17 protein-coding genes are annotated in these 26,247 nt (G+C 43.9%); 10 read left to right on the top strand and 7 right to left on the bottom strand.

Annotated elements, in window-relative coordinates; all coding sequences use genetic code 11:
* Positions 1–132: 132 nt before the first annotated feature.
* Positions 133–891 carry a glycosyltransferase family 2 protein gene (locus DWW90_RS16500; RefSeq protein WP_122345745.1) on the top strand — a complete coding sequence of 253 codons (759 nt, stop codon included), beginning with the start codon at positions 133–135 and terminating at the stop codon, positions 889–891.
* A 25-nt stretch (positions 892–916) separates the two neighbouring features.
* Entirely contained in the window at positions 917–3,436 is a 2,520-nt protein-coding gene (locus tag DWW90_RS16495; protein WP_122345765.1) for a YfhO family protein, read from the top strand.
* Between the two features lie 30 nt (positions 3,437–3,466).
* On the opposite strand, the gene DWW90_RS16490 is transcribed toward DWW90_RS16495, so the two are convergent.
* The 6 genes from DWW90_RS16490 to rpsO form a co-directional block, all read right to left on the bottom strand.
* Positions 3,467–4,465 (bottom strand): glycosyltransferase family 2 protein, encoded by a 999-nt coding sequence (locus DWW90_RS16490; RefSeq protein WP_122332853.1) that lies wholly within the window; start codon positions 4,463–4,465, stop codon positions 3,467–3,469.
* 2 nt (positions 4,466–4,467) lie between these two features.
* On the bottom strand, positions 4,468–5,241 hold the full coding sequence (locus DWW90_RS16485) for a bifunctional 2-polyprenyl-6-hydroxyphenol methylase/3-demethylubiquinol 3-O-methyltransferase UbiG (protein WP_115498364.1): 774 nt from the start codon (positions 5,239–5,241) through the stop codon (positions 4,468–4,470).
* Between the two features lie 62 nt (positions 5,242–5,303).
* Complete coding sequence (gene ahcY / locus DWW90_RS16480) at positions 5,304–6,722, bottom strand: adenosylhomocysteinase (RefSeq protein ID WP_115498365.1); 1,419 nt, start codon at positions 6,720–6,722, stop codon at positions 5,304–5,306.
* Between the two features lie 44 nt (positions 6,723–6,766).
* On the bottom strand, positions 6,767–8,422 hold the full coding sequence (locus DWW90_RS16475; RefSeq protein ID WP_115498366.1) for an AMP-binding protein: 1,656 nt from the start codon (positions 8,420–8,422) through the stop codon (positions 6,767–6,769).
* A gap of 12 nt (positions 8,423–8,434) precedes the next feature.
* Positions 8,435–9,019, bottom strand: a complete 585-nt coding sequence (locus DWW90_RS16470) for a helix-turn-helix domain-containing protein (RefSeq protein WP_115498367.1) — start codon at positions 9,017–9,019, stop codon at positions 8,435–8,437.
* Positions 9,020–9,180: 161 nt separating this feature from the next.
* Positions 9,181–9,450, bottom strand: coding sequence for a 30S ribosomal protein S15 (rpsO, locus tag DWW90_RS16465; RefSeq protein WP_115498368.1), 270 nt, complete (start codon positions 9,448–9,450; stop codon positions 9,181–9,183).
* A gap of 171 nt (positions 9,451–9,621) precedes the next feature.
* Between rpsO and typA the strand changes: the two genes are divergently transcribed.
* Positions 9,622–11,418, top strand: a complete 1,797-nt coding sequence (gene typA / locus DWW90_RS16460) for a translational GTPase TypA (protein WP_115498369.1) — start codon at positions 9,622–9,624, stop codon at positions 11,416–11,418.
* A gap of 165 nt (positions 11,419–11,583) precedes the next feature.
* Positions 11,584–13,197, top strand: coding sequence for a dipeptidase (locus DWW90_RS16455; protein ID WP_122345764.1), 1,614 nt, complete (start codon positions 11,584–11,586; stop codon positions 13,195–13,197).
* 10 nt (positions 13,198–13,207) lie between these two features.
* Here the strand turns inward: DWW90_RS16455 and DWW90_RS16450 are convergent, their stop codons facing one another.
* Positions 13,208–14,128: an AraC family transcriptional regulator gene (locus DWW90_RS16450; RefSeq protein ID WP_122345744.1), complete on the bottom strand. Its 921-nt coding sequence runs from the start codon at positions 14,126–14,128 to the stop codon at positions 13,208–13,210.
* A gap of 1,117 nt (positions 14,129–15,245) precedes the next feature.
* Here DWW90_RS16450 and DWW90_RS16440 point away from each other — a divergent pair.
* The 6 genes from DWW90_RS16440 (at position 15,246) to DWW90_RS16415 (ending at position 26,238) form a co-directional block, all read left to right on the top strand.
* Positions 15,246–18,428 carry a TonB-dependent receptor gene (locus tag DWW90_RS16440; RefSeq protein WP_122345763.1) on the top strand — a complete coding sequence of 1,061 codons (3,183 nt, stop codon included), beginning with the start codon at positions 15,246–15,248 and terminating at the stop codon, positions 18,426–18,428.
* A 24-nt stretch (positions 18,429–18,452) separates the two neighbouring features.
* Positions 18,453–20,417, top strand: coding sequence for a RagB/SusD family nutrient uptake outer membrane protein (locus tag DWW90_RS16435; protein WP_122345742.1), 1,965 nt, complete (start codon positions 18,453–18,455; stop codon positions 20,415–20,417).
* Between the two features lie 93 nt (positions 20,418–20,510).
* A complete protein-coding gene (locus DWW90_RS16430; RefSeq protein ID WP_233547784.1) occupies positions 20,511–22,346 on the top strand; it encodes a DUF6057 family protein in 1,836 nt (611 codons plus the stop codon).
* Between the two features lies 1 nt (position 22,347).
* Entirely contained in the window at positions 22,348–23,820 is a 1,473-nt protein-coding gene (locus DWW90_RS16425; protein WP_122345740.1) for a PD40 domain-containing protein, read from the top strand.
* A 154-nt stretch (positions 23,821–23,974) separates the two neighbouring features.
* Entirely contained in the window at positions 23,975–25,468 is a 1,494-nt protein-coding gene (locus DWW90_RS16420) for a glycoside hydrolase family 28 protein (RefSeq protein WP_122345762.1), read from the top strand.
* Positions 25,469–25,485: 17 nt separating this feature from the next.
* On the top strand, positions 25,486–26,238 hold the full coding sequence (locus DWW90_RS16415; protein ID WP_122332845.1) for a glycosyl hydrolase family 28 protein: 753 nt from the start codon (positions 25,486–25,488) through the stop codon (positions 26,236–26,238).
* Positions 26,239–26,247: the final 9 nt, after the last annotated feature.

Below are 26,247 nucleotides of genomic sequence, written 5' to 3'. Positions count from 1 at the left end.
ACTTTATCCAACCGGAGCGATTCTTTTCCTTGTTCCAGTTCACGACAAAGCGTAAGCCTACACCTGTTTTGTTTGACTCTTGAATATCTTTCTTATCTTTGCACAGAAACAAAAATAGATCACTAAGTCTATATGCAGCAACCTTTATTCTCAATTATAACAATTACATATAACGCATCACGTTGGGCGGAACAGACTTTTCTGAACGTGTTGAGCCAGTCGTATCCACATATCGAGTATATCGTGATAGACGGCGGGTCTACGGATGGGACTGTCGATATTATCAAACGGTATGAATCGGGGTTTGCCTATTGGGTGAGCGAACCGGATAAGGGTATTTATGATGCGATGAATAAGGGGCTTCAAAAGGCGACGGGCGATTATGTCTGGTTTATCAATGCCGGTGATTCTTTATGTACGGCGGATACGGTCCAGCGGGTAGCTTCCCTGATACAAAAGAGGAAGGCTTTGCCGGATGTGGTCTATGGCGAAACGAATATCGTGGATGAGGAAGGCCGGTCGTTAGGCCTCAGGCGGCTTAAGGCTCCCCGGAAGCTTTCGTGGAAGAGTTTTCGGATGGGGATGTTGGTTTGCCACCAGTCGTTTATAACAAAACGCACGATTGCTCCGTTATATGATTTACAATATCGCTATTCTGCCGATTTTGACTGGTGTATCCGTTGCATGAAGCAGGCCGGGGTGTTGTATAATACGCATCTCACCCTGTCCAATTTTCTGGATGGAGGGACGAGTACGATGCAAAGAAAAGCATCATTGCGAGAACGATATGCGATTATGTGCAAATATTATGGTACTTTTGCTACGGTTTTGCTTCATGGGTGGTTTGCTGTCCGTTTCTACACAGCCAAACTACTGAAAGGGCGCGTTTGATAGTATGAATTTTAATGACATATATATGAAGGATTTGCTAAAGCAGTGGGGAAAACACATTGTTGCCCTGATCTTGTTTTTAGGTCTGGTGATGGTCTATTTTTCACCGGCGGTGTTTGACGGGAAAGTGGTTATGCAGGGTGATAATATCAAGGCTGTCGGAATGGGACATAGCCAGATGGATCAGTATGCCAAGACTGCACAACCCGGCGAGTTCAGTGCCTGGTCGGACGCTATGTTCGGGGGAATGCCGTATGTGGCCGGATATGGACAGCCTGCGCCGAGTATGCCTTCTTACACGATTGTAGACGGTTGGTTGAAAAAGGTCGGTTATGGTGATGCGGCTATGGTTTTTGTCGGTTTGGTTAGTTTCTATCTTCTGATGTGTATCATGGGGGTGAACTGGTGGCTGGCCATTGCCGGGGCGATTGCCTTTGCTTTTGCTTCGTATAATATCATCATAATAGAGGCCGGGCATATTGTGAAGGCTTATGTGATTGGATATATGCCGGTAACGTTGGCGGGGATGGCTTTGCTGTTCAGGCGTTCTTACCTGTGGGGGGCTGTCCTGTTCTTGTTGGGGGTAGCTTTGTCTTTAGCGAACGGGCATATTCAGATTACCTATTATTTGGTATTGCTTTGCCTGTTTATCTATATAGGATATGTGATTAAGAAAATCCGGGAGAAAGCCTATGGAGAATGGCTGAAGACCTCGTTGATTATGGTTGCTTGCGTTATTTTGGCGGTATTGCCTAATGCGCAAGGTATGTATTCCAACTGGGATTTGAGCCAGCATTCGACTCGTGGTGCAACGGAATTGACGCCTAAGCCTGATGCTTCGGGAAAGGTGGAAAAGGTTTCTACCGGTCTGGATAAGGATTATGCTTTCCAGTGGAGTTATGGATGGAAGGAACTGCTGACGGTTCTTGTGCCGAACACATATGGCGGAAGTTCCGGCGGTACGTTGGACAGTTCTTCCGAATTGTATAAAGAATTGAAGAAAAACGGGGCGCAGGTAGGGAAAGAGCTGCGGACTTACACATATTGGGGGGATAAGATTTTTACTTCCGGGCCGGTTTATTTCGGGGCGTTGGTTTGTTTCTTGTTCGTTTTAGGGATGTTTGTGGTCCGGAATCGGATGAAATGGTGGCTATTTGCCGGTTCTGTCTTTCTGACTTTCCTGGCATTGGGGCGTAACTTCGATGCTTTCAACGATTTGATGTTCCATTATCTGCCGATGTATAATAAGTTCCGTACAGTTGAAATGGCGTTGGTGATACCGGGATTGGTATTCCCGATTATCGGTATTTGGGGGCTGCGGGAAATCCTGGCACAGAAAGTGGACGAGGCCCGATTGAAGAAAGGGTTCCTTTGGTCGTTGGGCTTGACGGGTGGTATTTGTGTAATTCTTTGGTTGATGCCGTCTTTGTTGTTGAATTTCCAGTCTGCTTATGATGCCCAGTTCCAGAATCAGGTTCCGGAATGGTATTATACGGCTTTGCTGATGGACCGTGCTTCATTGGCTTCGGCTGATGCACTGCGCTCTTTGATCTTTATTCTGTTGGGAGCCGGTTTACTTGTCTGGTTCTGGAAAGCGAAGAATAAGAAAACGGCTGCTACGGTAGTGAGTGCAGGTGTGGCAGTTCTGATTTTGGCTGACCTTTGGACGGTGGACCGCCGCTATTTGAATGACAGCAATTTTGTAAAACAGCAGCCGAGTGAAATGTATAAGGAAACAGTGGCCGATAAGGAAATCCTGAAAGATACGGATTCGACTTTCCGTGTCCTGAATATCAATAATCCCTGGCAGGAGACGAATACTTCCTATTATCATCATTCGATTGGCGGTTATCATGCTGTCAAGCTGCGCCGTTATCAGGAACTGATCGACCATCGTCTGGATGGAGAATTGCGTGGCATTATCGGGGCTTTACAGAAAGCACAGACGGCAGATGATGTGATGTCCGCATTGGCGGCTTGTCCTTCTTTGAATATGCTGAATACCCGCTATATTATTTATAATCCGGAGCAGCAGCCGTTGAGAAATCCGTATGCGTTTGGAAATGCGTGGTTCGTAGATAAACTGGATATTGTGGAGAATGCGGATGCCGAGATCGAGGCGTTGAATACAATTAATCCGTTAGTGACGGCTGTTGTCGATAAGCGTTTCCAGAAAGATTTGGAAGGATTTGTACCGCAGAAAGATTCAACAGCGACAATCGTGTTGGAAGAATACCGTCCGAACCGTTTGACATATAAGAGTAAAGCAGATAAGGAACAATTGGCTGTCTTTTCTGAAGTCTATTATCAGCCGGGATGGACGGCAACGATTGACGGTAAAGAAGTGCCGCATTTCCGTGCAGACTGGATCTTGCGAGGGATGCGTGTTCCGGCAGGCGAGCATACGATTGTGTTCGACTTCAGACCGCAAGGTTATGTCACGGCTGCTTATGTTGCCTCCTATAGCTCATTCCTGATCTTATTGCTGTTGATTGCAGCAGTCGGTTGGTCGGGGTGGCAGTATTGGAAAAAGAATAAAGAATAAGGAAATGGTAGGGGCGAGGTTTTCTCGCCCTTATTTGTAGAATGTCTTTTGAAATGCCGAAAACTCCTCTTTTTTTAGGATTAACCGGTTCCATGTGGCATCCAGGAAACCGCAGCCGTATCCTAACAGCTGGATAAACGATGCAATGATCGACAGGAAGCCGATCTTGATGCTTTTATTCTGTATGGTGGAATCTGCAAAAATCAGCAGGCAGAATAGGCCGAGCGGCAATAAACTCCATGCACAGAAGATACTGCCGATCAGGAAGAATAATACGCCTAAAGTAAAGATTGCCGGCAGTAGGTGGACCAGTTTAAGTGAATCCGGATATTTCTTATACAGATTGATTCGGGCAATACCCGAATTGTAGACCTGGCGGAAAAACTTGCGCCAGTCTGTGCGCCGTTTGTGATAGACCCATGCAGATGGGAACAGGCATACTTTATATCCGTTTTTAAAGAGGCGGATGCTGAAATCGATATCTTCTCCAAAGCGCATGGCGGAAAAGCCGTTGAGCGCCTCGTATGTGCTTTTACGGATTCCCATATTGAAGCTGCGAGGATAGAACTTGTCCATTTTCTTCTTGCCTCCCCGGATGCCTCCTGTGGTGAAGAAGGAAGTCATGGAGTAGTTGATGGCTTTTTGAACATCCGTAAAGCTGTCTGAGGCCTTGTCCGGTCCTCCGAAAGCGTCCGCCCCGGTTTCCTGCAATTCTTTGTTTACCGATTTGATGTAATCGGGGGGGAGGATACAATCCGAATCAAGAACGATCAGATAATCGCCTTTACTTTGTTTTGCTCCGTAGTTACGGGCATTTCCGGGGCCTCCGTTGGGAATATAGTAATAGGAAATAGCCAATTTATCCTTAAAAGCATCGACAACATGTTCACAAGTCTCTTTGGAGCCATCTTCAACGATGACGACTTCGAAGTTTGTTTCGCTTTGCCGTGTAAGACTGTCCAGCAGCTCCTCCACCTCATTCGGGCGGTTGTAGACAGGGATAATCAGGGATAAATGGGATGTTGCCATATCTATGAATTCTTTAAAATGTAATATCCGCAGGTCGTATAGAAATTACGGATATAAGGGATATTCAATATGCCCCATAGTTTCCGGGGACGGAGATTGAATTTTGTTTCGTAGTTCGGATTGATGAAATAAAGGACTTCTTCGAGTATCTGGTAGTTCTCTTTATGCACGATTGAAAGAAAACGTTCCAGTGAAATGCCGGTATCTTTGATCTCCAACAGTCCGTCCGGATTAACGTTACCCCATTCCAAAACTTTCTTATAGACAGGACGGGGCAATAGATGGATCCAGGGTGAATGGCTGAGAAGCTTGTTGCCGCATATTTGTTGATGTCCGCCGAATGGATTCTGCCAGGGAGGAAAAGCAACAAAAATGATACCGTAAGGATTCAAGAATCTTTTAATAAAAGGCAAGAATAATTCTTGGTTTGGGATGTGTTCTATCACATCCCGGATAATGATGATATCAAATGTGTTGTTTAGTTCTGTTACTTTGTAGATATCCTCACAGATCAGTGTCAGGTTTTTATTGTTGGGGTGTGTACTGTAAATATCTTTTGCAATGGCGATCTGACCTCCGTTGATGTCGATACCTGTCACTTTACAACCGAGATCTAAGAACGGTTTAATATTGCCGCCTTCGCCACAACCTATTTCGAGAATATTGGATTCGGCAGTAATCTGTCGATGTTTTTCGATAAACGGTATTACATATTTTTGCGTAGTAATACTTTGTTCCTTGAAATATAATTGTCTGTCTGCGTGTCTTGTTTGCATGTCTACAAAATAGAAATCCGGAAGGAATCCTTGATTTAAACAAGATTCCTTCCGGAGAGATATTAATATCTGTAATGTTCAGCTTTGTACGGTCCTTCAACCGGTACGCCGATATAATCAGCTTGCTTCTGTGTCAACTTGGACAGCTTGACACCGATACGTTCCAGGTGGAGGCGGGCTACTTCTTCGTCCAAACGTTTGGGCAGGCGGTAAACACCGATTTCATAAGGCATTGTCCACAAATCCATCTGAGCCAGAACCTGATTCGTGAATGAGTTACTCATGACGAAAGACGGATGGCCTGTTGCACAACCTAAATTGACCAGACGGCCTTCTGCCAGCAGGAAGATGGAGTTTCCTGTCGGGAAAGTATATTTGTCTACCTGCGGTTTGATGTTAGTGTGCTTGATATTCGGATAGCTTACCAGCTTGTCTACCTGGATTTCGTTGTCGAAGTGGCCGATGTTACATACGATAGCCTGGTCTTTCATCTGAGCCATATGCTCGATAGTCAGGATATCGCAGTTGCCGGTAGTTGTAACAAATACGTTACCTTCCTTAACCGCTTCTTCCATTGTTGTTACTTCGAAACCTTCCATCGCAGCCTGTAAAGCACAGATCGGGTCGATTTCCGTAACCAGGACACGGGCGCCGTATGAACGCATGGAATGGGCGCAACCTTTACCGACATCGCCATATCCGGCAACTACTACCACTTTACCGGCGATCATTACATCCGTAGCACGCTTGATACCGTCAGCCAGTGATTCGCGGCAACCATACAGGTTGTCGAATTTGGATTTCGTAACGGAGTCATTGACGTTGATAGCCGGAACCAGCAACTCGCCTCTTTCCATCATCTGGTACAAGCGGTGTACGCCGGTTGTCGTTTCTTCGGAAACACCTTTCATTTCGGCTACTGTACGATGCCAGCGGGTATTGTCTTCAGCCAGGATACGGTTTAATGTATCCAGGATCACCTGTTCTTCATGGTTGCTACCTTTGCGGTTGATTGTTTCGGCATCGTTCTCTGCACGGTAACCCATGTGAACCAGCAGGGAAGCGTCACCACCGTCATCCACAATCATCTGCGGACCTTTACCGTCGGGGAAACGGAGCGCCATGTCGGTACACCACCAGTATTCTTCCAGTGTTTCACCTTTCCAGGCGAAAACGGGAACACCATCGGCAGCGATTGCTGCGGCAGCGTGGTCCTGTGTGGAGAAGATGTTACAGCTTGCCCAGCGAACATCTGCTCCCAACGCAACTAATGTTTCGATTAACACTGCGGTCTGAATCGTCATGTGCAGTGAGCCGGTGATACGAGCCCCTTTCAGGGGTTTCTGGTCGGCGTACTTCTTGCGGAGTGCCATAAGTCCCGGCATTTCGTGTTCGGCGATTTCGATTTCCTTGCGACCGAATTCTGCCAAACTCATATCTGCTACTTTATAAGGCAGATTAGTTGGAAATAATTGTGACATAAATTGATACTAAAATGTTAATGCTGCAAAGGTAGTAAAAAAACTTATACAGGCGTAATCCCTTGCTCTGCCAATAACTTTAATCCTAAGTCTTTCAATTTGAATTTCTGAATCTTTCCGCTACCGGTCATAGGGAAAGTATCGACGAAGAAGATATATTTCGGGATTTTGTGGCGGGCGATTTTTCCGCGGCAGAAATCCTTGACGATATCTTCCGTCATTGTGACGCCGTCATGCAGAATGATGAAAGCGCCAACCTCTTCCCCGTATTTCTTCGATGGGACGGCTGCAACTTGTACATCTTTCACGCCTTCCAGGTGGTAAAGGAATTCTTCCAGTTCACGCGGATAGATGTTCTCACCTCCGCGAATAATCATATCTTTGATACGGCCGGTGATCCGGTAGTTGCCGCTTTCGTCTTTCACGCCCAGATCACCGCTATGGAGGAAGCCGTTCTTGTCGATCACTTCAGCGGTTGCCTGCGGGTTATTATAGTAACCTTTCATGTTATTATAGCCCCGGTTACACATTTCGCCCTGTACGCCAACCGGACATTCTTCTCCGGTTTCGGGGTCAATCACGCGTACTTCAGTAAACTCGTAGTCGTGTCCGACCGTATTATAGCGCACTTCTGCCGGATCTTCGATACGGGAATGCGTCATGCCGGGCGATGTCTCGGTCAATCCGTACACGCTTGTTACACGCATATACATTTTCTCTTCCACCTGTTTCATCAACTCGACAGGACAGAGAGAACCTGCCATGATGCCTGTACGCAGGGAAGTCAGGTCGAACATGCTGAACATCGGATGGTTCAGTTCGGCAATGAACATGGTCGGTACGCCATATAGCGCCGTACAACGTTCTTTATGGATAGACGCCAACACAACCAGCGGATCGAACTTCTCGACCATAACTTGCGTGCAGCCGTGTGTCAAGACATTCATGGATGCCAGTACGACACCGAAGCAGTGGAACAGCGGAACACAGCAGCAGAGTTTGTCTTCTCCCGTGAATTTCATATGCTCGCCCGTCAGCAAACCATTATTGGCAATGTTATAGTGAGTCAACATGACCCCTTTCGGGAAACCGGTTGTACCGGATGTGTATTGCATATTGACAACATCGTGCGGTGTTACCAACTTTTTGGCTTCAATTAAAGTCTCGTCACTTACATTTTCTCCTAAGAGCAGCAATTCGGGTGTGTTATACATCCCTCTGTACTTTTCCTGTCCGATGTAAACGACATTCTTCAGGACTGGAAAACGCTTGCTTTTCAGGTAACCGCGTTGCGATTCCTTCAGCTCCGGAAGCATCGTGTACATCATGTCGACATAGCTGCCGTCGAATACGCCATCGGTAATACACATTGTATGGATATCGGCGTTTTCAACTAAAAACTCCAACTCGCTTTGCTTATAGTTTGTATTGACAGTAACGGCCACTGCGCCTATCTTGGCTGCTGCATACAGGAAAGTCAGCCAGTCCGGAACATTTGTTGCCCAGATGCCGACATGCGTACCATGCTTGATCCCGATCGAGAGCATGCCCTTTGCCATCCGGTCTACACGTTCGTTAAATTCTTTCCAGGTGAAACGCAAGTCGCGGTCTGAATATACCAGGTATTCCCTGTCCGGCGTTGTCTCGGCCCAGTGTTCCATCCATTGGCCGAGTGTTTTATCTTGTAATTGTATTTCCATAAAGGCAGCGGATTAATAGGGGGTGTAAACGACTCCGAGTATTTTTGCCGTATTGTCGGCGGCGGCGTGTACATGGTGGGCCACGATCGAATCATAGTAGATGCTATCGCCTTCTTCCAGAATGTAAGTGTTTTTGCCATAGTTGATTTCGAGAATGCCTTCCAGTACGTAGATGAACTCTTCCCCTTCGTGAGTAGACAGGACAAAATCGACACCTTCTTTTGTCGGCGCAACGTCGATCAGGAACGGCTCCATGTGGCGTCCGGATTTATCCTGCGACAAGGAGTGATATTCCATGTGCTTGCGTGCTTTGCTGTCGTTATTGCTGAAGCCGATACTGTTCGCATCGTTGCTGTCTTTTTTACGGCAAATAACAGGACCGAGTTCGGCCTGATCGTCCAGGAATGTACCCAGGCGGACGCCCAATACGCGGGCTATCTTGATTAACGGGGCCAGAGACGGGAAGTCGATGTTGCCCTCGATGCGTTCTATTTGATCAATGCCTAAGCCTGAGCGTTCGGATACTTCCTCGATAGAAAGTTGTTTGGATTCACGGATGCTTTTGATTTTCGCTCCGATGATTTTGTTGTTTCCCATGAGTATTATTCGTTTATTGTTTGTTGATTCTTTTAATTTGTAACTGAACGGCGCAAAATTACATTAATTTTTTATTAATCAAAGTCCTTTTGTAAAAGAAAAAAAGGATGCCCTCCGTAGAGACCATCCTTTTCTGTAACTTCTTGCGAAGAAATTGTTTCTTACTTTCTGATACCAAGCTCTTTGATGATAGTACGATATCTTTCGATATCAGTCTTGATCAGGTAGTCCAGTAAACGGCGACGTTTACCTACCAACATCTTCAGAGCTCTTTCAGAGCTATGGTCTTTGTGATTAACCTTCAGATGTTCTGTTAAATGTGCGATACGTACTGTAAACAGTGCGATCTGGCTTTCTGCTGAACCTGTGTTTGTAGCAGATTTGCCATACTTTTCGAAAAGTTCTTTTTTCTTTGCTGAATCTAAAAACATGATTCTTTTGTACTTTAATAAATTAATACTATGTTATCTAAGCGGGGACAAAGGTAGGTATTCCTTTTTGATTGACCAATCTTTTTCAGTATCTTTTTTTATTTTGAAGCGCCATTGTCATATACTTCTCGCAAATTTATTGTAATTTTGTCGCCAATAAATTAGTTTTCAATGCAAAAGATTAGAAACATCGCGATTATCGCGCACGTAGACCACGGTAAGACAACGCTCGTGGATAAGATGTTATTAGCTGGTAAGCTTTTCCGTGAAGGACAGGCAGAGCCGGATCAGTTCCTGGATAACAACGACCTGGAACGCGAACGAGGGATCACGATCCTCGCCAAGAATGTCTCTATTAATTATAAAGGTTATAAAATCAACATTATCGATACTCCGGGCCACGCCGACTTTGGAGGTGAAGTGGAACGCGTATTGAACATGGCCGATGGCTGTCTGTTGTTGGTCGATGCTTTTGAAGGCCCGATGCCGCAGACGCGCTTCGTGCTTCAGAAAGCTATCCAGCTCGGACTGAAACCGATTGTTGTGATTAATAAGGTAGACAAGCCGAACTGCCGTCCGGAAGAAGTACAGGAAATGGTGTTCGACCTGATGTTCAGTCTCGACGCAACGGAAGAACAGCTCGATTTCCCGACTATTTACGGTTCTGCAAAGCAGGGTTGGATGTCGGAAGACTGGAGAGAACCGAAAGAAGATATTACGGCAGTGCTTGATGCTATCATTAAGTATATACCGGAACCTACGGTTCTGGAAGGAGCTTCACAGATGTTGATTACTTCATTAGACTATTCCAAATATGTAGGCCGTATCGCTGTAGGCCGCGTACATCGTGGTGAACTGCGCGAAGGTCAGGATATCATGTTGTGTAAACGTGACGGTTCGATGGTGAAATCCAAGATTAAGGAAATCGACGTATTTGAAGGTTTGGGACGTACAAAGGTGGATGCGGTCCAGTCCGGTGATATCTGCGCCGTTATCGGTGTAGAAGGCTTTGAGATCGGTGAAACGATTGCCGATGCAAACGAGCCGGAAGCGTTGCCGACAATTGCTATCGACGAGCCGACAATGTCTATGCTCTTTACCATCAATAACTCTCCGTTCTTCGGAAAAGACGGTAAGTTTGTGACATCCCGCCATATCTACGATCGTTTGATGAAGGAGCTGGATAAGAACCTCGCATTGCGTGTTGTTCCGACAGATTCAGCCGATGCCTGGTTGGTTTACGGACGTGGTGTGCTCCACTTGTCTGTGTTGATCGAAACTATGCGACGTGAAGGCTACGAGTTACAGGTCGGCCAGCCGCAGGTAATCATTAAGGAGATCGACGGTGTGAAATGCGAGCCGGTTGAACAATTGACAGTCAACCTGCCGGAAGAGTGTTCCAGCCGTATCATCGATATGGTAACCAAGCGTAAAGGTGAAATGACGATGATGGAAAGCAAGAACGACCGTATGCATTTGGAATTTACGATTCCTTCACGTGGTATCATCGGTTTGAATAATGCAGTCCTGACTGCTTCTGCCGGTGAAGCGATCATGGCGCACCGCTTCCTTGAATACCAACCGTGGAAGGGCGAAATCGAACGTCGTACGAACGGTTCCATTATAGCCATGGAGACAGGCACGGCTTATGCTTATGCCCTGAATAACCTGCAGTCTCGCGGACGTTTCTTCATCGCTCCACAGGAAGAGGTTTACGCCGGACAGGTTGTTGGCGAACATACAAAAGACAATGATTTGGTTGTAAACGTAACGAAGTCCAAGAAGCTGACAAACATGCGTGCTTCCGGTTCCGACGATAAAGTATCTTTGGCTCCTCCTACTGTCTTTAGTTTGGAAGATGCTCTGGAATATATCAAAGGTGATGAATACGTGGAAATTACGCCGAACAGTATGCGTATGCGTAAGATCATTTTGGATGAACTGGAGCGTAAGCGTCAGGGAAGATAAGCAATAATGTAAGAGAAATCTGTTTTCGGCGGCGCCGTGTATGTTTTTGACATTGCCATGAATATTTTTGGCATCGTCGAAAATATACACGGCGTTGTCGTAAATAGATTTTCCGTAGAATATCTTATATTTGCCATCCGAAATGATAAGCTTTGCTAATTAATGATGATGAAAAATGTATTTAAGGCAGTTGTGTGCCTCTGTTGTGTCTTTACATCTCTTTCTGCTCAGGACCGTGTAGTCGAATTGACAAATCCGGATGAAAGTTGTACAAGTATTGCTGCCGGAAAGTTGGCTACAGCCGATGGTTCGGTTATGACATCCCAAACCTGTGATGGAACTTCACGGACTTGGATGGAAGTTGTACCTGCTCATGATTGGCCGGATACGGCGAAGGTTGACATCTATTGGGATCTCCGCCATACCGAAAGTAAAAACGACCGTTTGGGAGTAATTTTGAAAGGCTCCATACCTCAAGTCCCTCATACGTTTGCTTATCTGAACACTGGCTATCCTTGTATGAATGAGAAGCAGTTGGCAATGGGTGAAACGACAATTGTAGGACGTAAAGAACTGCGTAACCCGAAGGGACTTTTCCATATAGAAGATTTACAAGGAATAGCCTTGCAACGTTGTAGCACTGCGCGTGAAGCCGTCCTGTTGATGGGACGCTTGGCTGAACAATACGGCTACCGCGATGGAGGCGAATGTCTGACAGTTACCGATAAAAAAGAACTTTGGTTTTTTGAGATTACCGGTGCGGGACCGGATGATCCGAGTGCATTATGGGTCGCCCGGCGCATACCGGACGATCATGTGACGGTGTCTGCCAATACGCCCCGTATCTCGGATGTGGATTTTAAGGATAAAGATAATTTTATGTATAGCAAAGGGCTGAAAGAAAAAGCTCTTAAATTGGGATATTGGGATGGGAAAGAACCGTTCAAATTCTGGAAAGTTATCCATGAAACAGGAAAAAAGCCTTTTACGATTCGTGATTTCTTTGTCTTGAAAACACTGGCGCCTTCTCTGGATCTGACGATGGATATGGAGGAACTTCCTCTGTCTGTCAAACCGGACCGGCAAGTGTCATTGGCAGACATCAACCGCCTGCTGCGTGAAACATACGAAGGTACGGAGTGGGATATGACAAAAGATATAATGATCACAAAAAAGATCAAAGATAAAGATGGAATAGAACGTGATACCACTTATAAAAGCCCTCTGGCGCAAAACTGGATGACGAACGACATGTTAGAATTCCTGAATGCGCAGCGGGGTGAAGAAAGGAAGATCGAGAAACAACGTACGATATCTGTCGTCTGGTGCTCTTATTCATTTGTGATACAATGTCGTGATTGGTTGCCGGATGCGATAGGAGGTGTTTGTTGGTGGTCGGAAGATAATCCGGGAGAAAGTCCCCGCGTTCCGTTGTTTGCCGGGATGACGGATGTTCCCGAGAGCTTTAAGGTTTGCGGGCATAAACGTTACCGGCCGGATGCAGCTCTGTGGACATACCGCCGCACAAACCGGTTGGCCCAGGTTAGCTGGGGGCATGGGCGTAAGTTGATCGAACCGGCCGTTCTTTCTTTTGAGCAAAAAGCGGCAGACGAGATGCCTTTGATCGAAAATAAAGTATCGGCCCTGATTAAAGAAGGTAAAGAAGAGGAAGCCAAAGCCTATCTCACCCGCTATTCGTCCGACTTTATCTATTCCACCCTTCGTTGCTGGGAAGAGATGGAAGGAGAGCTCTGGCATAAGTTCGGGCGGGGATTCTGAATGGAATCCCTTAGTGTAAATTCTTTTGAGCTTTTTCGCGCTGCTTCTCGATTTCTTTTCGATAAGAAAGCGGGTTTATTCCCGTTTTACTCCTGAAGAAGTAGGAAAAATAATCTGCCGATTCGAAATTCAGTTTCATGGCGATGTCTTGTATGGACATATCCGTGCTACTTAGCAAATCTTTGATTTTGCTGAGCTTCAGCTGCAACATGTATTGGTGTGGGGCGATTCCCGTATATTGTTTGAATGATTTTCTGAAATTGGAATAGCTCATGTTAATCGATTCCGCAACATCCTCGGGAGTAAACTTGTCATAGATATTCTCCCGCATCAGGACACAAGCTTCCTGTATTTTCTGCATGGATGCCGAACCGGAGTCTTGATTTTTGCTGATGGAATAGATTAAACCTATGGTGTGCATGACGATTCCGGCTAACACTGCCTGGAATCCAGTCCTCTGTGCCCTGGCACAGTCAAGCATTTCCCCGAAATGCTTGACTATTTGATCGTTTATGCCGATATGAAATATAGGGTTTGCGTTATTCACAATCTTGTTTAATAAATATTCAAAATAATCTCCGTGAAATGTAACGTAATATTCATCCCATCCGATATTGGGTTTGGGTTGATAACTATGCCATTGCCCCGGGAAAATGAAAAAAGCGTCTCCTTTGGAGAGTCTCTTTTCCGGACAGGTTATAGAAGAAAAGGTCCCTTCTCCTTTTATTATATAGACTAATGCAAATTCATCGATAATTCTACCTCTTTCAGGGTTGAATGTATATCCGATCGGATGTCCTTTAAGAGGGTAGCTGTCTTTTGAGTCAATAGATTGAAATCCAATTCCGCTAATAGACATGCTCCAGATGTTTTCATCATTATTTGTCGGTAAGTATTTTATGACATTATGTTTGCTACGGTCAAAATCCATTTGGTGCTTTTTTGAAGTTATAGAATGAAATTTTATTATGTGAAATTTGCATCTTACTCGCAAAGATCATACTATATATAGTGTATCCTAATCACGCAAACATAATATTTATTTTTCAATTTCCTTTGCTACTTGTTTGTTTTTTTAGCAATATACTTGTTTGTAAGATTTTTTGTTTCGTAAAGAAATCCCTGAAAAACAGGATTTGATATTCGATTGAATTTCTCCAATAGTCGCTTTTGGAAATAATAGAGAATCTTATGTTCAAACCAGCGTATATCAGGAATGTCATTTTTTTATTTCCTGGGACTTATTGTATAAAACGCATTTTTTAGACTCAAAAGGTCTCCGAAACCAAACAAATGTTAATCTGTTTTTTGGGCCTCAAAAAGGGACTTTTTCGCCTTTTTTGAGCGTTTCCAGCAATTACGACCGTCCTTTTTGCCATTACGACCGTGCTAATGTGTAGTGCACTCGGCACCTCGCGAAGATTAGGACGGTCGTAATGGCGATTAGGACGGTCGTAATTGGAAAGAGGACCGTCTTTAGGGCAAAAAAGCCCCTGAATTTCCTTGGGATATTCGGAACGCCGTCCGTTTTATTTTCAAATATTCGATTCTCCGGGAGTTAAGGTTTATCACTTTGCTGCTATTTCCGGTTTTCGATAATCAAATTGCATGCATCCCAGAACGGGCTCGGCACCTCATTCCGTCTGTTGTCAGCCAGAAGATCTTAAACCGTGAAAAGAGTCAATTCAAAATCGACCAAGATTTCGGACGAAATAGAAAAATAGAAGGGATAGGGGGTTATTGTAAATTTAACTTGTTTTGTAGGATATGGCAGTCGGGGATATTGCCACTCTTGATTTCCTTCCCTTAACATTTGCGGTCATTTTAGTAAATCATAGAATGGCATTATGTAAACTGAGTTTTTATACATATATAATATTGTCTACTAATCAAGTTGAACAGATATTTTCAGGGGGGCACAATTATACTAAAATTATTGTATCTGTCAAAAACCGAGGGAAAAATATCATTTTTTCATGATTTTAAAGATAACAAAGGCGGATATTTGTGAAAATAAATATCGTTTAACCTAATAAAGTTTGGAGATTATGAGGAATCGAATTCTATTATTGCTATGTTTCCTATGCGTAGGATTGCAAGCATTTGCCCAGATTTCTATTTCAGGAAAGGTGGTTGATGCTGAAGGTTTGGAACTTCCGGGCGTAAATATCGCGGTTAAGGGTCAGACAATCGGTACGATGACAGGTGCTGATGGTACATTTATACTTCCGAATGTTCCGGGAGGTAGTAAGGCTGTTTTGGTATTTTCATTTGTCGGGTTTAAAACTCAAGAGGTGGAAGTCGGCAATCAAAAAATTATTAATGTGACACTTCTGGAAGACACAGAACAACTTGATGAGGTTGTCGTTGTCGGTTATGGTACTGCACGTAAACGAGATGTGTCCGGTGCCATTTCTAATGTAAGATTTTCGGATAGTGAAATTACTGCGTTACCGAACCCGAATGCAATTGCTGCATTGTCAAGTAAAGTAGCCGGTATGAAGTATGCTCCGACGAACAGCGCCGGAGGTGACAATATGGGATCTATGACCCTTCGTGGTAAAAATGCGATTCCTACTGCTGCAACGTCTGATAAACAGGGAGTCAATGCCCCGTTGCTTATTGTCGATGGCGTTATCTCTTTTGGTTCGATCAATGAAATCAACACAAATGATATTCAAAGTATCGATGTGTTGAAGGATGCCTCTGCTGCTGCTATCTACGGTTCTCGTGCCGCTAATGGTGTGATCATTATTACGACGAAGAGAGGGCAAAGTGAAAAGCCTGTTATTAATGTTAATACGAACTGGAGTTTTTCAGATTGGACTCGTCAGCCCAAAATGGTTTCAAATGAAGAGAAATTCTTTAGAAATCGTTTCTACTCAAAACAGGCAAGCGGTGACATTCCTGGAGATGCTGTTTGGTCTATGGATTACGACAAAGCACAGCTGCTGAATACGGTTGAATTGGATGCTTACAACGAAGGAATGTACACGGATTGGATTGATGAAGTATCACGCGTCGGTGTTGCGCAGAAGTATGATGTCAGTGTTTCCGGTAAATCGAAAGCTGTCAACTATTATATTTCCGGTGACTATTATCGCCAAGAAGGTATTATGAAAGGTAATGATTATGAAAAATACAACGTCCTTTCCAAATTGGATATTAAGGCAAAAGAATGGTTGACCTTTGGTTTAAAGGGGAATTTTTTGAGTACTAAGAGTTGGGGCGTTCCGGCTCGTATCCAGAATGCGACTTGGATGACTCCTTATTCTTATACGCATGCACGCCAGCCAGGGTATGAAGATTGGTATAACTCTCATCCTGATGGCAACGTAGTCAGTCCATTTTGGGGTACCGGTTCGGATGACTCATATCTGTGGACGGATAAACAAGATCGTGGCTATAATGTTAACGGAGTATTTTATACTCAAGTAGATTTTCCATTTTTGGAAGGGCTGTCTTATCGCATCACATTGAACGGTCAACGTAATACCGGTACGCGTGATTTATTTAACGATCCCCGTATTTGGGTAAATACTGATAATACGGCTCAGATGGATGATCCTTCACAGTTCGGAGCAAATGCCGGAGGTTATTCTTATTCTTCCCGTTCAGCAACATGGAACGTTGATAATATCTTTACTTATACAAAGGATATTAAAAATCATCATATCGATGCGTTGTTTGGATATACACGTGAAGCCTATAATAACGAATACCATAGAACGGACTTTGAAAACTTCTCTGTCCCGACTATTCTGGGTGTCTACAAACAGGATTTGGCCGGTACTGTTACAGTTAGACGTGAACGTACAAGCAGTTCTTCTATTGCTTATTTAGGCCGTATTAATTATAACTTTAATGGCAAATATTATGCAACTTTCAACTACCGTCGTGACGGTTATTCAGCATTTGCAGCAGGTCGTAAATGGGGTAACTTCTATGGTGCATCTGCCGCATGGGTTCTGAGTAATGAAAGCTTTATTAAAGATAATGCCAATTGGTTGGATTATTTGAAACTCCGTCTTTCTTGGGGACAAAATGGTAGCCGTTCCGTAGATCCGTATGCTACGGTAGCAAGCGTAAGTACGACTTACACTTGGTTTGGCGATACAAGCTCAGGTAGTGCATTTGGTATCTCTCCTGCTTCCCTTCCGAATAAAGCTTTGACATGGGCAACAGTGGAGAAATATAATTTAGGTCTTGATTTCAGCGTATTGAACGGCCGTTTGGATGGTAGCGTAGATGCCTATGTGGGTAAGACGACTGATATGTTGATGAAACGTTCTGTTCCTTATCCTACCGGTTTTCAGGAAGCCTTTGACAATGCCGGAAAAGTAACGAATAAAGGTATTGAGATTTCCTTGAATTCAGTGAATATCGATGGTGATGGTAAAGACAAACTCCGCTGGACTTCTAATCTGGTATTCGACCTTAATAGGAACACGGTTAAGAGCTTGTACGGCAAAGATTATAAAGGAGAAGAGGCTGATGATGTGGCTAATGCTGTTGCTTATGGCTTCGATTCCTATTATGCTCTTCAAATCGGACATGCAATCGGTTCTGCCTATGATCTGAAGAAGTTGGGCGTTTTCCAGAGCCAGGAAGAAATCAATAATTATGTAGATTCCAAAGGTAATATGATTCAGCCGAATGCTGTTCCGGGTGACTTGAAATTCGAAGATTACAATGGAGATGGCAAGATTACCGGAGATGACAGACATTGGATCGGAGATATGGATCCGTTGTTCACGGTTAATTTCGGTAATACGTTGAGCTGGAAGAACTTCTCTTTGTATTTCAATTTCCGTTGGATGCAGGGTAGCGATACTCATTTCTTAGGATTCGACCCTAATGCATTCGGTACAAGTATGGGCGGTGGTGCTCAGCTGGATGCAATTGAACCATGGACCGAGACGAACCATACAGACAAATATCCGCGTTACGGTTATGACAACTCGTTGAATTACTTGTATTGGAATAGTCGGTCATTCTTGAAGTTGAAAGACCTTGTGCTCTCTTATAATGTGGATCCAAGATTCTTGCAGAAGTTAGACATTTCTTCTTTGCGTGTTTACCTGTCTGGTACGGATCTCTTTACAATTACCGGATGGTCCGGACTTGATCCGGAAGACGGCGGTACGATTGCTTCCGGCGCTGCTTCAAGCCGTTATGGACGTAATGGTACTTATAGAACGTTCTCATTGGGTGTTAACTTATCATTCTAATAACATTATTAAAAAGGAGTAAATATGAAATTCAGTAAATATTTATTAGCTATGCTTGCCGGTGCCTCTCTTGCTGCGGGTTTCACCGGGTGCCAAAGTGAAGATAAATTCTTGACCGAACACTCTTATACTTTTAACGATCAGACGTTCTATACTTCTGAATCGGATATGGAGATGGGATTGAACTCGTGTTATCGGCAGATTCAGTCATTAATGATGGGACAGACTCACGGTGGGCACTCCTGGATGATTGAAGGCTTGGGGCTTGATACTTATGCGCCGACTAATGGTAATGGCGACTTTGGAAACTGGGCCAACTTGAATTCGAGTAATGGTTTTACCCGTCACTGGTATGATAATTTGTACACGTTGATTAACCGTGCAAATACGGTGATTGATATGATGGATGAGCGTACGAGCATTACTTATTCTTCAGAGACAAGGAAAGCAGAACTTCGTGCTACGGCTGTTTTCTTCAGAGGTTGGGCTTATCGTGTATTGGCAAGTATGTATGGAAATGTGCCTATTCTGGAGCATCATGCTACAGAAATCCAAACCGGTTATGAACCGAGTAACCGCCAAGCTGTTTGGGAGTTTTGTAAGCAAGACTTTACGTATGCGGCACAAAATCTACCAATTAAAGTCGATAAACCCGGACAAATTGTTCGGGCTGCTGCCGACCATTATCTGGCAGAAATCAATCTGGCATTAGGTGACTTCAATGGTGCGGTAGAGGCTGCAACCCGTGTCCTTAACGGAACAGACGGTGATTATCATGTCATGACAACTCGTTTTGGCTCCCGTGCTGCTGAAGCGACCGACCGTTATGGTAATTCTTTGGCTGCTCCTGCTGGTGCATACTGGGACTTGTTCCGCGAAGGCGGTAACCAGAATTCTCCTGATAACAAAGAGGCTATCTGGGTATGCCAGTTTAATTATAATACGTATTCTACCGGTGGTGGTGGTGACGAATGGTGGCGTGTGCAAAGTTGTACGACTGAAGCCAACTGGTTGTGTAACACAGTTCGTATGAACAATACAAGACGTACCTTGGCCGACGGAACTCAGGTTTATTTATTTGGTGTAAATACTGCTTGTTTCGCAGACGGTGTCGTAGGTAGTGCCGTTTCTACAGTCCCGGATGCAAATGGACGCTATGAAGCCAATATTGCGCGTGACTCTATAGGAGGCAATGTCCCTTATATTGGTAATATTATGTATCCGACACGATATGTATATAATGGTTTGTGGGATAATTCCAAGCAGGGTAGCAGAGAAGATTTCCGTGGTTCCGAAACGATGATCCAGAAGAATTGGTATACTCCCGGAGGAACCCGTTGGTTGGATGAAAAAGCTGCAGCTTATGCAAGAGCTGCCGCTGCAGTCGGTACACCGGACGAAGAAAATCTTCGAATCACGGCAAGTGATACAATTTCTATTTTCCCGCGTTTGTGGAAATTTACGGATGACAAGCATCCTAATGGGGATAATAGAGCTTACGATTGCGACTGGTATATGCTTCGTGTTGCTGAAACCTACCTTATCCGTGCCGAAGCTTATCTGGCATTGGGTGATAAGGGTAAAGCAGCCGATGATATCAACGTTTTGCGCGATCGTGCGAATGCACCGCTTTGCTCTGCTGCTGATATCAACATCGATTATATCCTGGATGAACGTACACGTGAGTTATTGGGCGAGGAACATCGTTGGGTTACATTAAACCGTCTGTCGGTTAACCCGAATGCGACTTATATCAGTGATTGCCATCCGATTCAGGATGAACAAACCGGTAATACGATGTATGATCGTGTTCGTAAATATGGTTTCGGATACGAAAACTTATCAGGATCTAACCAGGTACGTGAATGGAGTGAGGCTGAACAGAGGTATATTCCGAACTTTGCACCATATAACTATCAATATCCGATTCCTATTCAGGTTATTCAGTCTAATAGTGGCGTAGAATATCCACAAAATCACGGTTATTAATAGAATGTATTTTAATCATATGGGAAGGACGGTACTTATACCGTCCTTTCTTGTCATTTAATATAGTTCTTAAATTGTAATAGTATTAGGATCATGGGCTTCAGAAATAAAAATAGTGTACTTTTGGGAATAGGTTTTATATTATTCTTTGTATTAGGATGTTATATCAAAGAGACTCAGCAGTATGCTTTATTTTATCGGGAGCAACAACAGTTATTTTTGTTTGATTTGATTTATATAGGAGAGCTTTTTAGGCAACCCGGAGGCTTTGCTATTCTAATGGCCAGGTTTCTTGTCCAATTCTTCTACTCGCTTTGGTCGAGTATTGTTCTTACCACACTTCTTCTGGCTTTGATAACTTTATCCGTTTGGCTTATCCTTCGCAAGATAGGAGATTATTGGTATGCATTCCCGCTCTCTTTCATTCCCGGTTTGTTTTTTGCGGCATCACTGCTCGATAATAATTATCATTATGAGGGTGTAACGGCTTATCTTTTGATGCTGTTGTTTCTGTTCATATATAGTACGGTTTTTAAGCGAAATAAGCGTCTGAGGTTGGTTCTGGGTTGTATATTCACAATTGTTTTATTTTATCTGGCCGGGTCGGTGGCGCTTTTGTTTGCGATTAGTGCTTTTTTGTTTGATTGTCTGAAAAAGCGGGAGTGGGCTTTACTTTCTTCTTTATATGTGATATTTGCTTTTGCCATGGGTTTCGTCGCCGTACAAGGCGGTTGGTTGGGGATATATACTTATGCTTATACCCCGTTATGTTATTATGAGGCAACGGTTACAGCTCCGTTTGTCCATTATATCGGTTGGATAACATTACCGGCCTGTATGTTGATAACCGGGCTTGTCGGCTACTTTGCAGAAAGGAGCCGTTATTTGCAAACTGTGGTTTGCCTGGTTATTGTAATTACCGGATTCTGGTCTTTCTGGAAGAGTTATCATTTGAATATGAATGCAAACCTTAGCGCTTTTTATCAGTATGAATACTATACGGTAAATGAGGAATGGGATGAGTTGACAGCTGTCAGCGCAAAGAATATGCGGAATTATAATGGTGCAAATTATCTGAATTTCTCTTTAATACAAAAAGGAGTACTTGCGGAAAATTTATTCCTTTATCCGCAGTTTGGACCGGCTTCTCTTGTTTATATACCGAAAGATAAAACACCCGATGTGAGACTTGCCCATATATTGTTTGCTATGGGAAATATGGGGGCTGCACAGAATGTTGCATTTAATGCCTGTCAGTCTTTGAACGGTTATAATCCGACCATGTTAAAAATGATATTGCAAATCGATTTGATGCGTGGCTCTTATGCTGTTGCATTGAAATATATAGAACTATTGGAAAAGACATTACATTACTCAGAATGGGCGACTTCACAAAGAAAGTTCTTGTTTAACGATGAACAGGTAGAGCAAGATCCCGTTTTAGGAACCGGAAGGAGGGATTTCCCGAATGAGGAAGCGTTTGTCCTGTTCGATTCGCCAATGGATGATTTGTATAAAATACTTGATACTAATCCAAGTGATGTAAAAGCTATGCAATACGCGATCTCTTACTTGTTGCTGGCAAAAGATATTAATCACACGAAGGAATTTATTGAAAAGTATTACGGAACACCCGGGCTGAAGTCATTACCCGTGCCGGCACAGGAAGCCCTGGTTTTCTTTTATGACTATTACCATACGTTGGATGAAGCTTATGCCGTGCAACATGGCATAACTAAAGAGCAATTGGCCGATTATCAGCGTGTGGATCTGGACTATTGTAAAAATCACGGAGTAACGCAAGAAACGTTTGACCGCTTTGCAATCTTTAAAGAGGCGTATGGGAAGGTTCGGCAGAGCCAATCTGCACAATCTCTGACTCAATATAAAAATACGTTTTGGCATTATTTACTTTTTGTACAAATATAATATGAAGAAGATCTACAAATATATATGGGTGTTAAGTCTTGTGTTCTGTTGCATTACTTGTGGAAAGAATGATATAAAAATATCAAGAACAATAGACGAAGTTCCTGTAATATTCCCGGATTATAAGGATGTGACAGTCCCTTATAATATAGCGCCTCTGAATTTTTCCTATATGGGGAAAGAGGCGTGTCGCCTGATTGTAGCAGGAGTGGACGATGAGATGCAGATAGAAGGAAAGAATGGGCTTTTTTCTTTTTCCGGTTCTGCTTGGAAGAAACTGATGGAACGTAATAAAGGCAGGACGATTGAACTGGTGGTTGCTATTCAGACAGGGAATGAATGGGTCGGTTATAAATCTTTTTTCATACATGTCGCACCGGAGCCTATAGACGCTTATCTTTCATACCGCTTAATTCCTCCCGGATATGAAGGTTGGAAAGAAATGGGTCTTTATCAACGTAATTTGGAAAATTATACGCAAACAGCTATTTATGAGAACAAATTGACGAATGGTAATTGCGTGAATTGCCATTCTTACTGTAATCGGAATCCGGATAAAATGATGTTTCATGCAAGGGCGGAGTTCGGAGGTACGATATTGATCCGGGACAAAGTTATTGAGAAGTTGAATACGAAAACAGATTCGACGATGAGTGCTTTGGTTTACCCCTATTGGCATCCATCGGGAGATTATATCGCATTTTCGGTCAATAAGACGAAGCAAAGTTTTTTTAATCACCATCCCAATCGTGTAGAGGTATATGATTTAGCCTCGGATGTCGTTGTCTATAATGTCCATACACATCAAATCACATACTCTCCACTGACTAAATCGAATCAGGCATTTGAGACTTTTCCTACGTTTTCGCCGGATGGGCGGAGTTTGTATTATTGTTCTGCTCATGCTGTCGACTCGATGCCGCAGAGTTATAAAAAAGTGAAATATAGTCTTTTGAGAATAGATTTCAATCCAGAGGATATGACTTTCGGAGATAAGGTGGATACTTTGTACAATGCCCCTTTAAATGGGAAAAGCGTATCGTTTCCACGCATATCGCCCGATGGAAAGTTCTTGGCATTTACGTTACATGAATTTGGTAACTTTTCCATTTGGCATAAAGATGCGGATTTATACATGGTTAATCTGCAGACAAAGCAAGTTTATCCTCTGTCCGAAGCTAATTCGGATGATGTGGATAGCTATCATTCCTGGAGTGAGAATAGCCGTTGGATGGTATTCAGCAGTAGAAGGACAAACGGATTATATACCAGGCCTTTTATTACTTATATTGATGAAAAAGGGAAAGCTCACAAACCATTTTTACTTCCTCAGGAAAATCCGTTGGTGTATTATAAGCAGTTGATGTTTTCATATAATATTCCGGAATTGATGGTGAAAAAGGTTGAGGTGAGTGAGCATGAGATCGCAAAAACGTTAAGATACTCGAAAGAGATAAATATTACTGTGAAGTAATCAGTCTTCGGCATATATCTTTTCTTTTTGCCAAATTTTTAATTATAAATATCAAAAGCATAGGTAAAGTATATGTGAACATCAATATTTTTGTCCAACATGAAAGACACATGGAAACATGGATTAATCTTATTTTTGTAAATACCGTATTATGATGAACAGATATAAATTTTTCTTTTTGTGTGTTGGCCTGTTGTGTGGTATGCACCTGTCGGCCAAGGATTATTATGCGACAGACTTTGGTGTAAAAGCGGATGGTAAGACACTGAATACGAACTCCATCCAGAAAGGGATCGACTTTGTGAACGAACAGGGGGGAGGCCGTTTGGTTTTTACCACAGGCAACTACCTGACCGGGACGATCTACCTGAAATCGAATGTGACGCTTCATCTTGAAGAAGGGGCTACGTTGTTAGGGTCGACCAATCCCTGGGATTATGAAAAAGATTCGTATATTCGCTGGATGTCTATGATCTTTGCAGTCAAACAGCAGAATATCGGTATCACGGGAAAGGGGACGATTAACGGACGCGGTTTTCAGACTGCCAATAATATGGTGGACTATATCCAACGGGGCATCTATGAAGACCCGTTGAAATTGAGTCGACCGAATGAGACAAACCGTCCGCAGAACATCTACTTCCGCGAGTGCGAGAATGTGACAATCAAAGATATAACGCTAAGGGACCCGGCAAGCTGGAACCAGACGTACGACCAATGTAAGAACCTCTATGTCGACGGGATTCATGTCGACAGTAAATCCTATTGGAATAACGACGGGATCGATATAGTCGACTGTGACGGTGTCGTGCTGAAAAACTCCTTTATCGATGCGGCGGATGATGCACTTTGTTTCAAATCGCACGATGCGAACAGTATGTGCCAGAACGTGGTGGTGGAGAACTGCGTCGGTCGGTCGAGCGCCAGCGGGTTGAAGTTCGGAACGGTGTCCCGAGGCGGATTCCGCAATTTCAAGGTGAAGGATATCAAAATATACGATACCTATCGTTCGGCCATTACATTTGCGGCAGTCGATGGGGCTCTGATCGAGAATATCGAAGTAGACGGCGTACGTTCCATTCATACCGGCAATGTGATTTATCTCCGCATCGGCGACCGTTGGAGTGCAGGGAAGAGACCGGTCATGAAAAATATTACGATAAAGAACGTCTATGCCGAAATCCCGATGGATAAGCCGGATGCAGGTTATAACTATGAAGGTCCGATCGAAGACCTTCCCCGTAATATTTCTCCGGCCAGTATCGTCGGGCTGCCGGACTATAAGATTCAGAACGTGACGCTCCAGAATATAGAGATCGTTTCTCCTGGCGGCGGCAATCCCTACTACGCGTATCGTGGACTGACCCCGGCCGAGTTGGATAGCATTCCCGAAATGGTTACATCCTATCCGGAGTTTTCGCAGTTCAAGGAACTGCCTGCCTGGGGTTTTTATATCCGCCATGCGGAAGGTATCACTTTCGATAATGTGACATTCAAGGCTTTGAAGAAGGATTACCGTCCGGCAATTGTTACCGACGATGCGCAGGGGGTGACGTTTAAAGATGTCAGGTTCATAGAGCCGGAAAGTGAGGGGAAGCAGCAGATATTCCCCTATAAATCAGAAGTGAAACAGACAGGATTAAAATAAAAGAACAGGATAACAAGATGAATAGAAATAAATTATTTGCAAGTGTGATCGGTTTGCTGGTTTTTGTGGCGAGCCTTTCGGCGAAAGATTATCAAGTCTCTATGTTCGGCATCAAGTCGGACGGAGTGACGCTTAACACTCGTTCCATTCAACGGGCCGTCGATTATATCAGTGAGCAGGGAGGTGGCCGGCTGGTCTTTTACGTTGGTCGTTACCTGACCGGTTCGATCGAGTTGAAATCGAATGTGACGATACGCCTCGAAGAGGGCGCGGCGTTGGTCGCTGTTCCTTTCGTATATGATTTTAAAGGGACTAACGGTTGTAATGCTCTGATCTATGCCGATAAGCAGAAGAATATCGGGATCGGAGGGAAAGGTATTATCGAAGGTCGTAACAAAGCGCTCAGAGCCAGTATAGAAGAACAGTTGCAGAAAGGACATATCAAAGGGGATGTATCCGATTATGCCCCGGCCCTTATCTGTCTGGACGGTTGCGAGGATGTGAAGGTTGAACAGATCACGCTTCAGGATGCTTGCAATACGGCCGGGATTTATAAAGATTGCCGGAATGTGACAATCGACAAGGTGGTTGTAAACGCACAGACTTCGGAGAGTAATGCGGTCTCTATCTCCGGCTGCGACGGCATGAAGATGACTGATTGCTATTTTAATATGGTGGTGGAGCCGTTGCAAACAGCCGGTACATCCCGAAATCTAACATTTACTAATTGTCTTACACCGGACGGCAAAGCTGTCTCGACCGATAAATAAAAGGGAGGA

Origin of the sequence: Parabacteroides sp. AF17-28 (genome assembly GCF_003479205.1) — a bacterium.
GTDB classification, from domain to species: domain Bacteria; phylum Bacteroidota; class Bacteroidia; order Bacteroidales; family Tannerellaceae; genus Parabacteroides; species Parabacteroides acidifaciens.
Note: the sequence above shows the minus strand (reverse complement) of the source record. Positions and strands in the feature narration are given on the sequence as shown.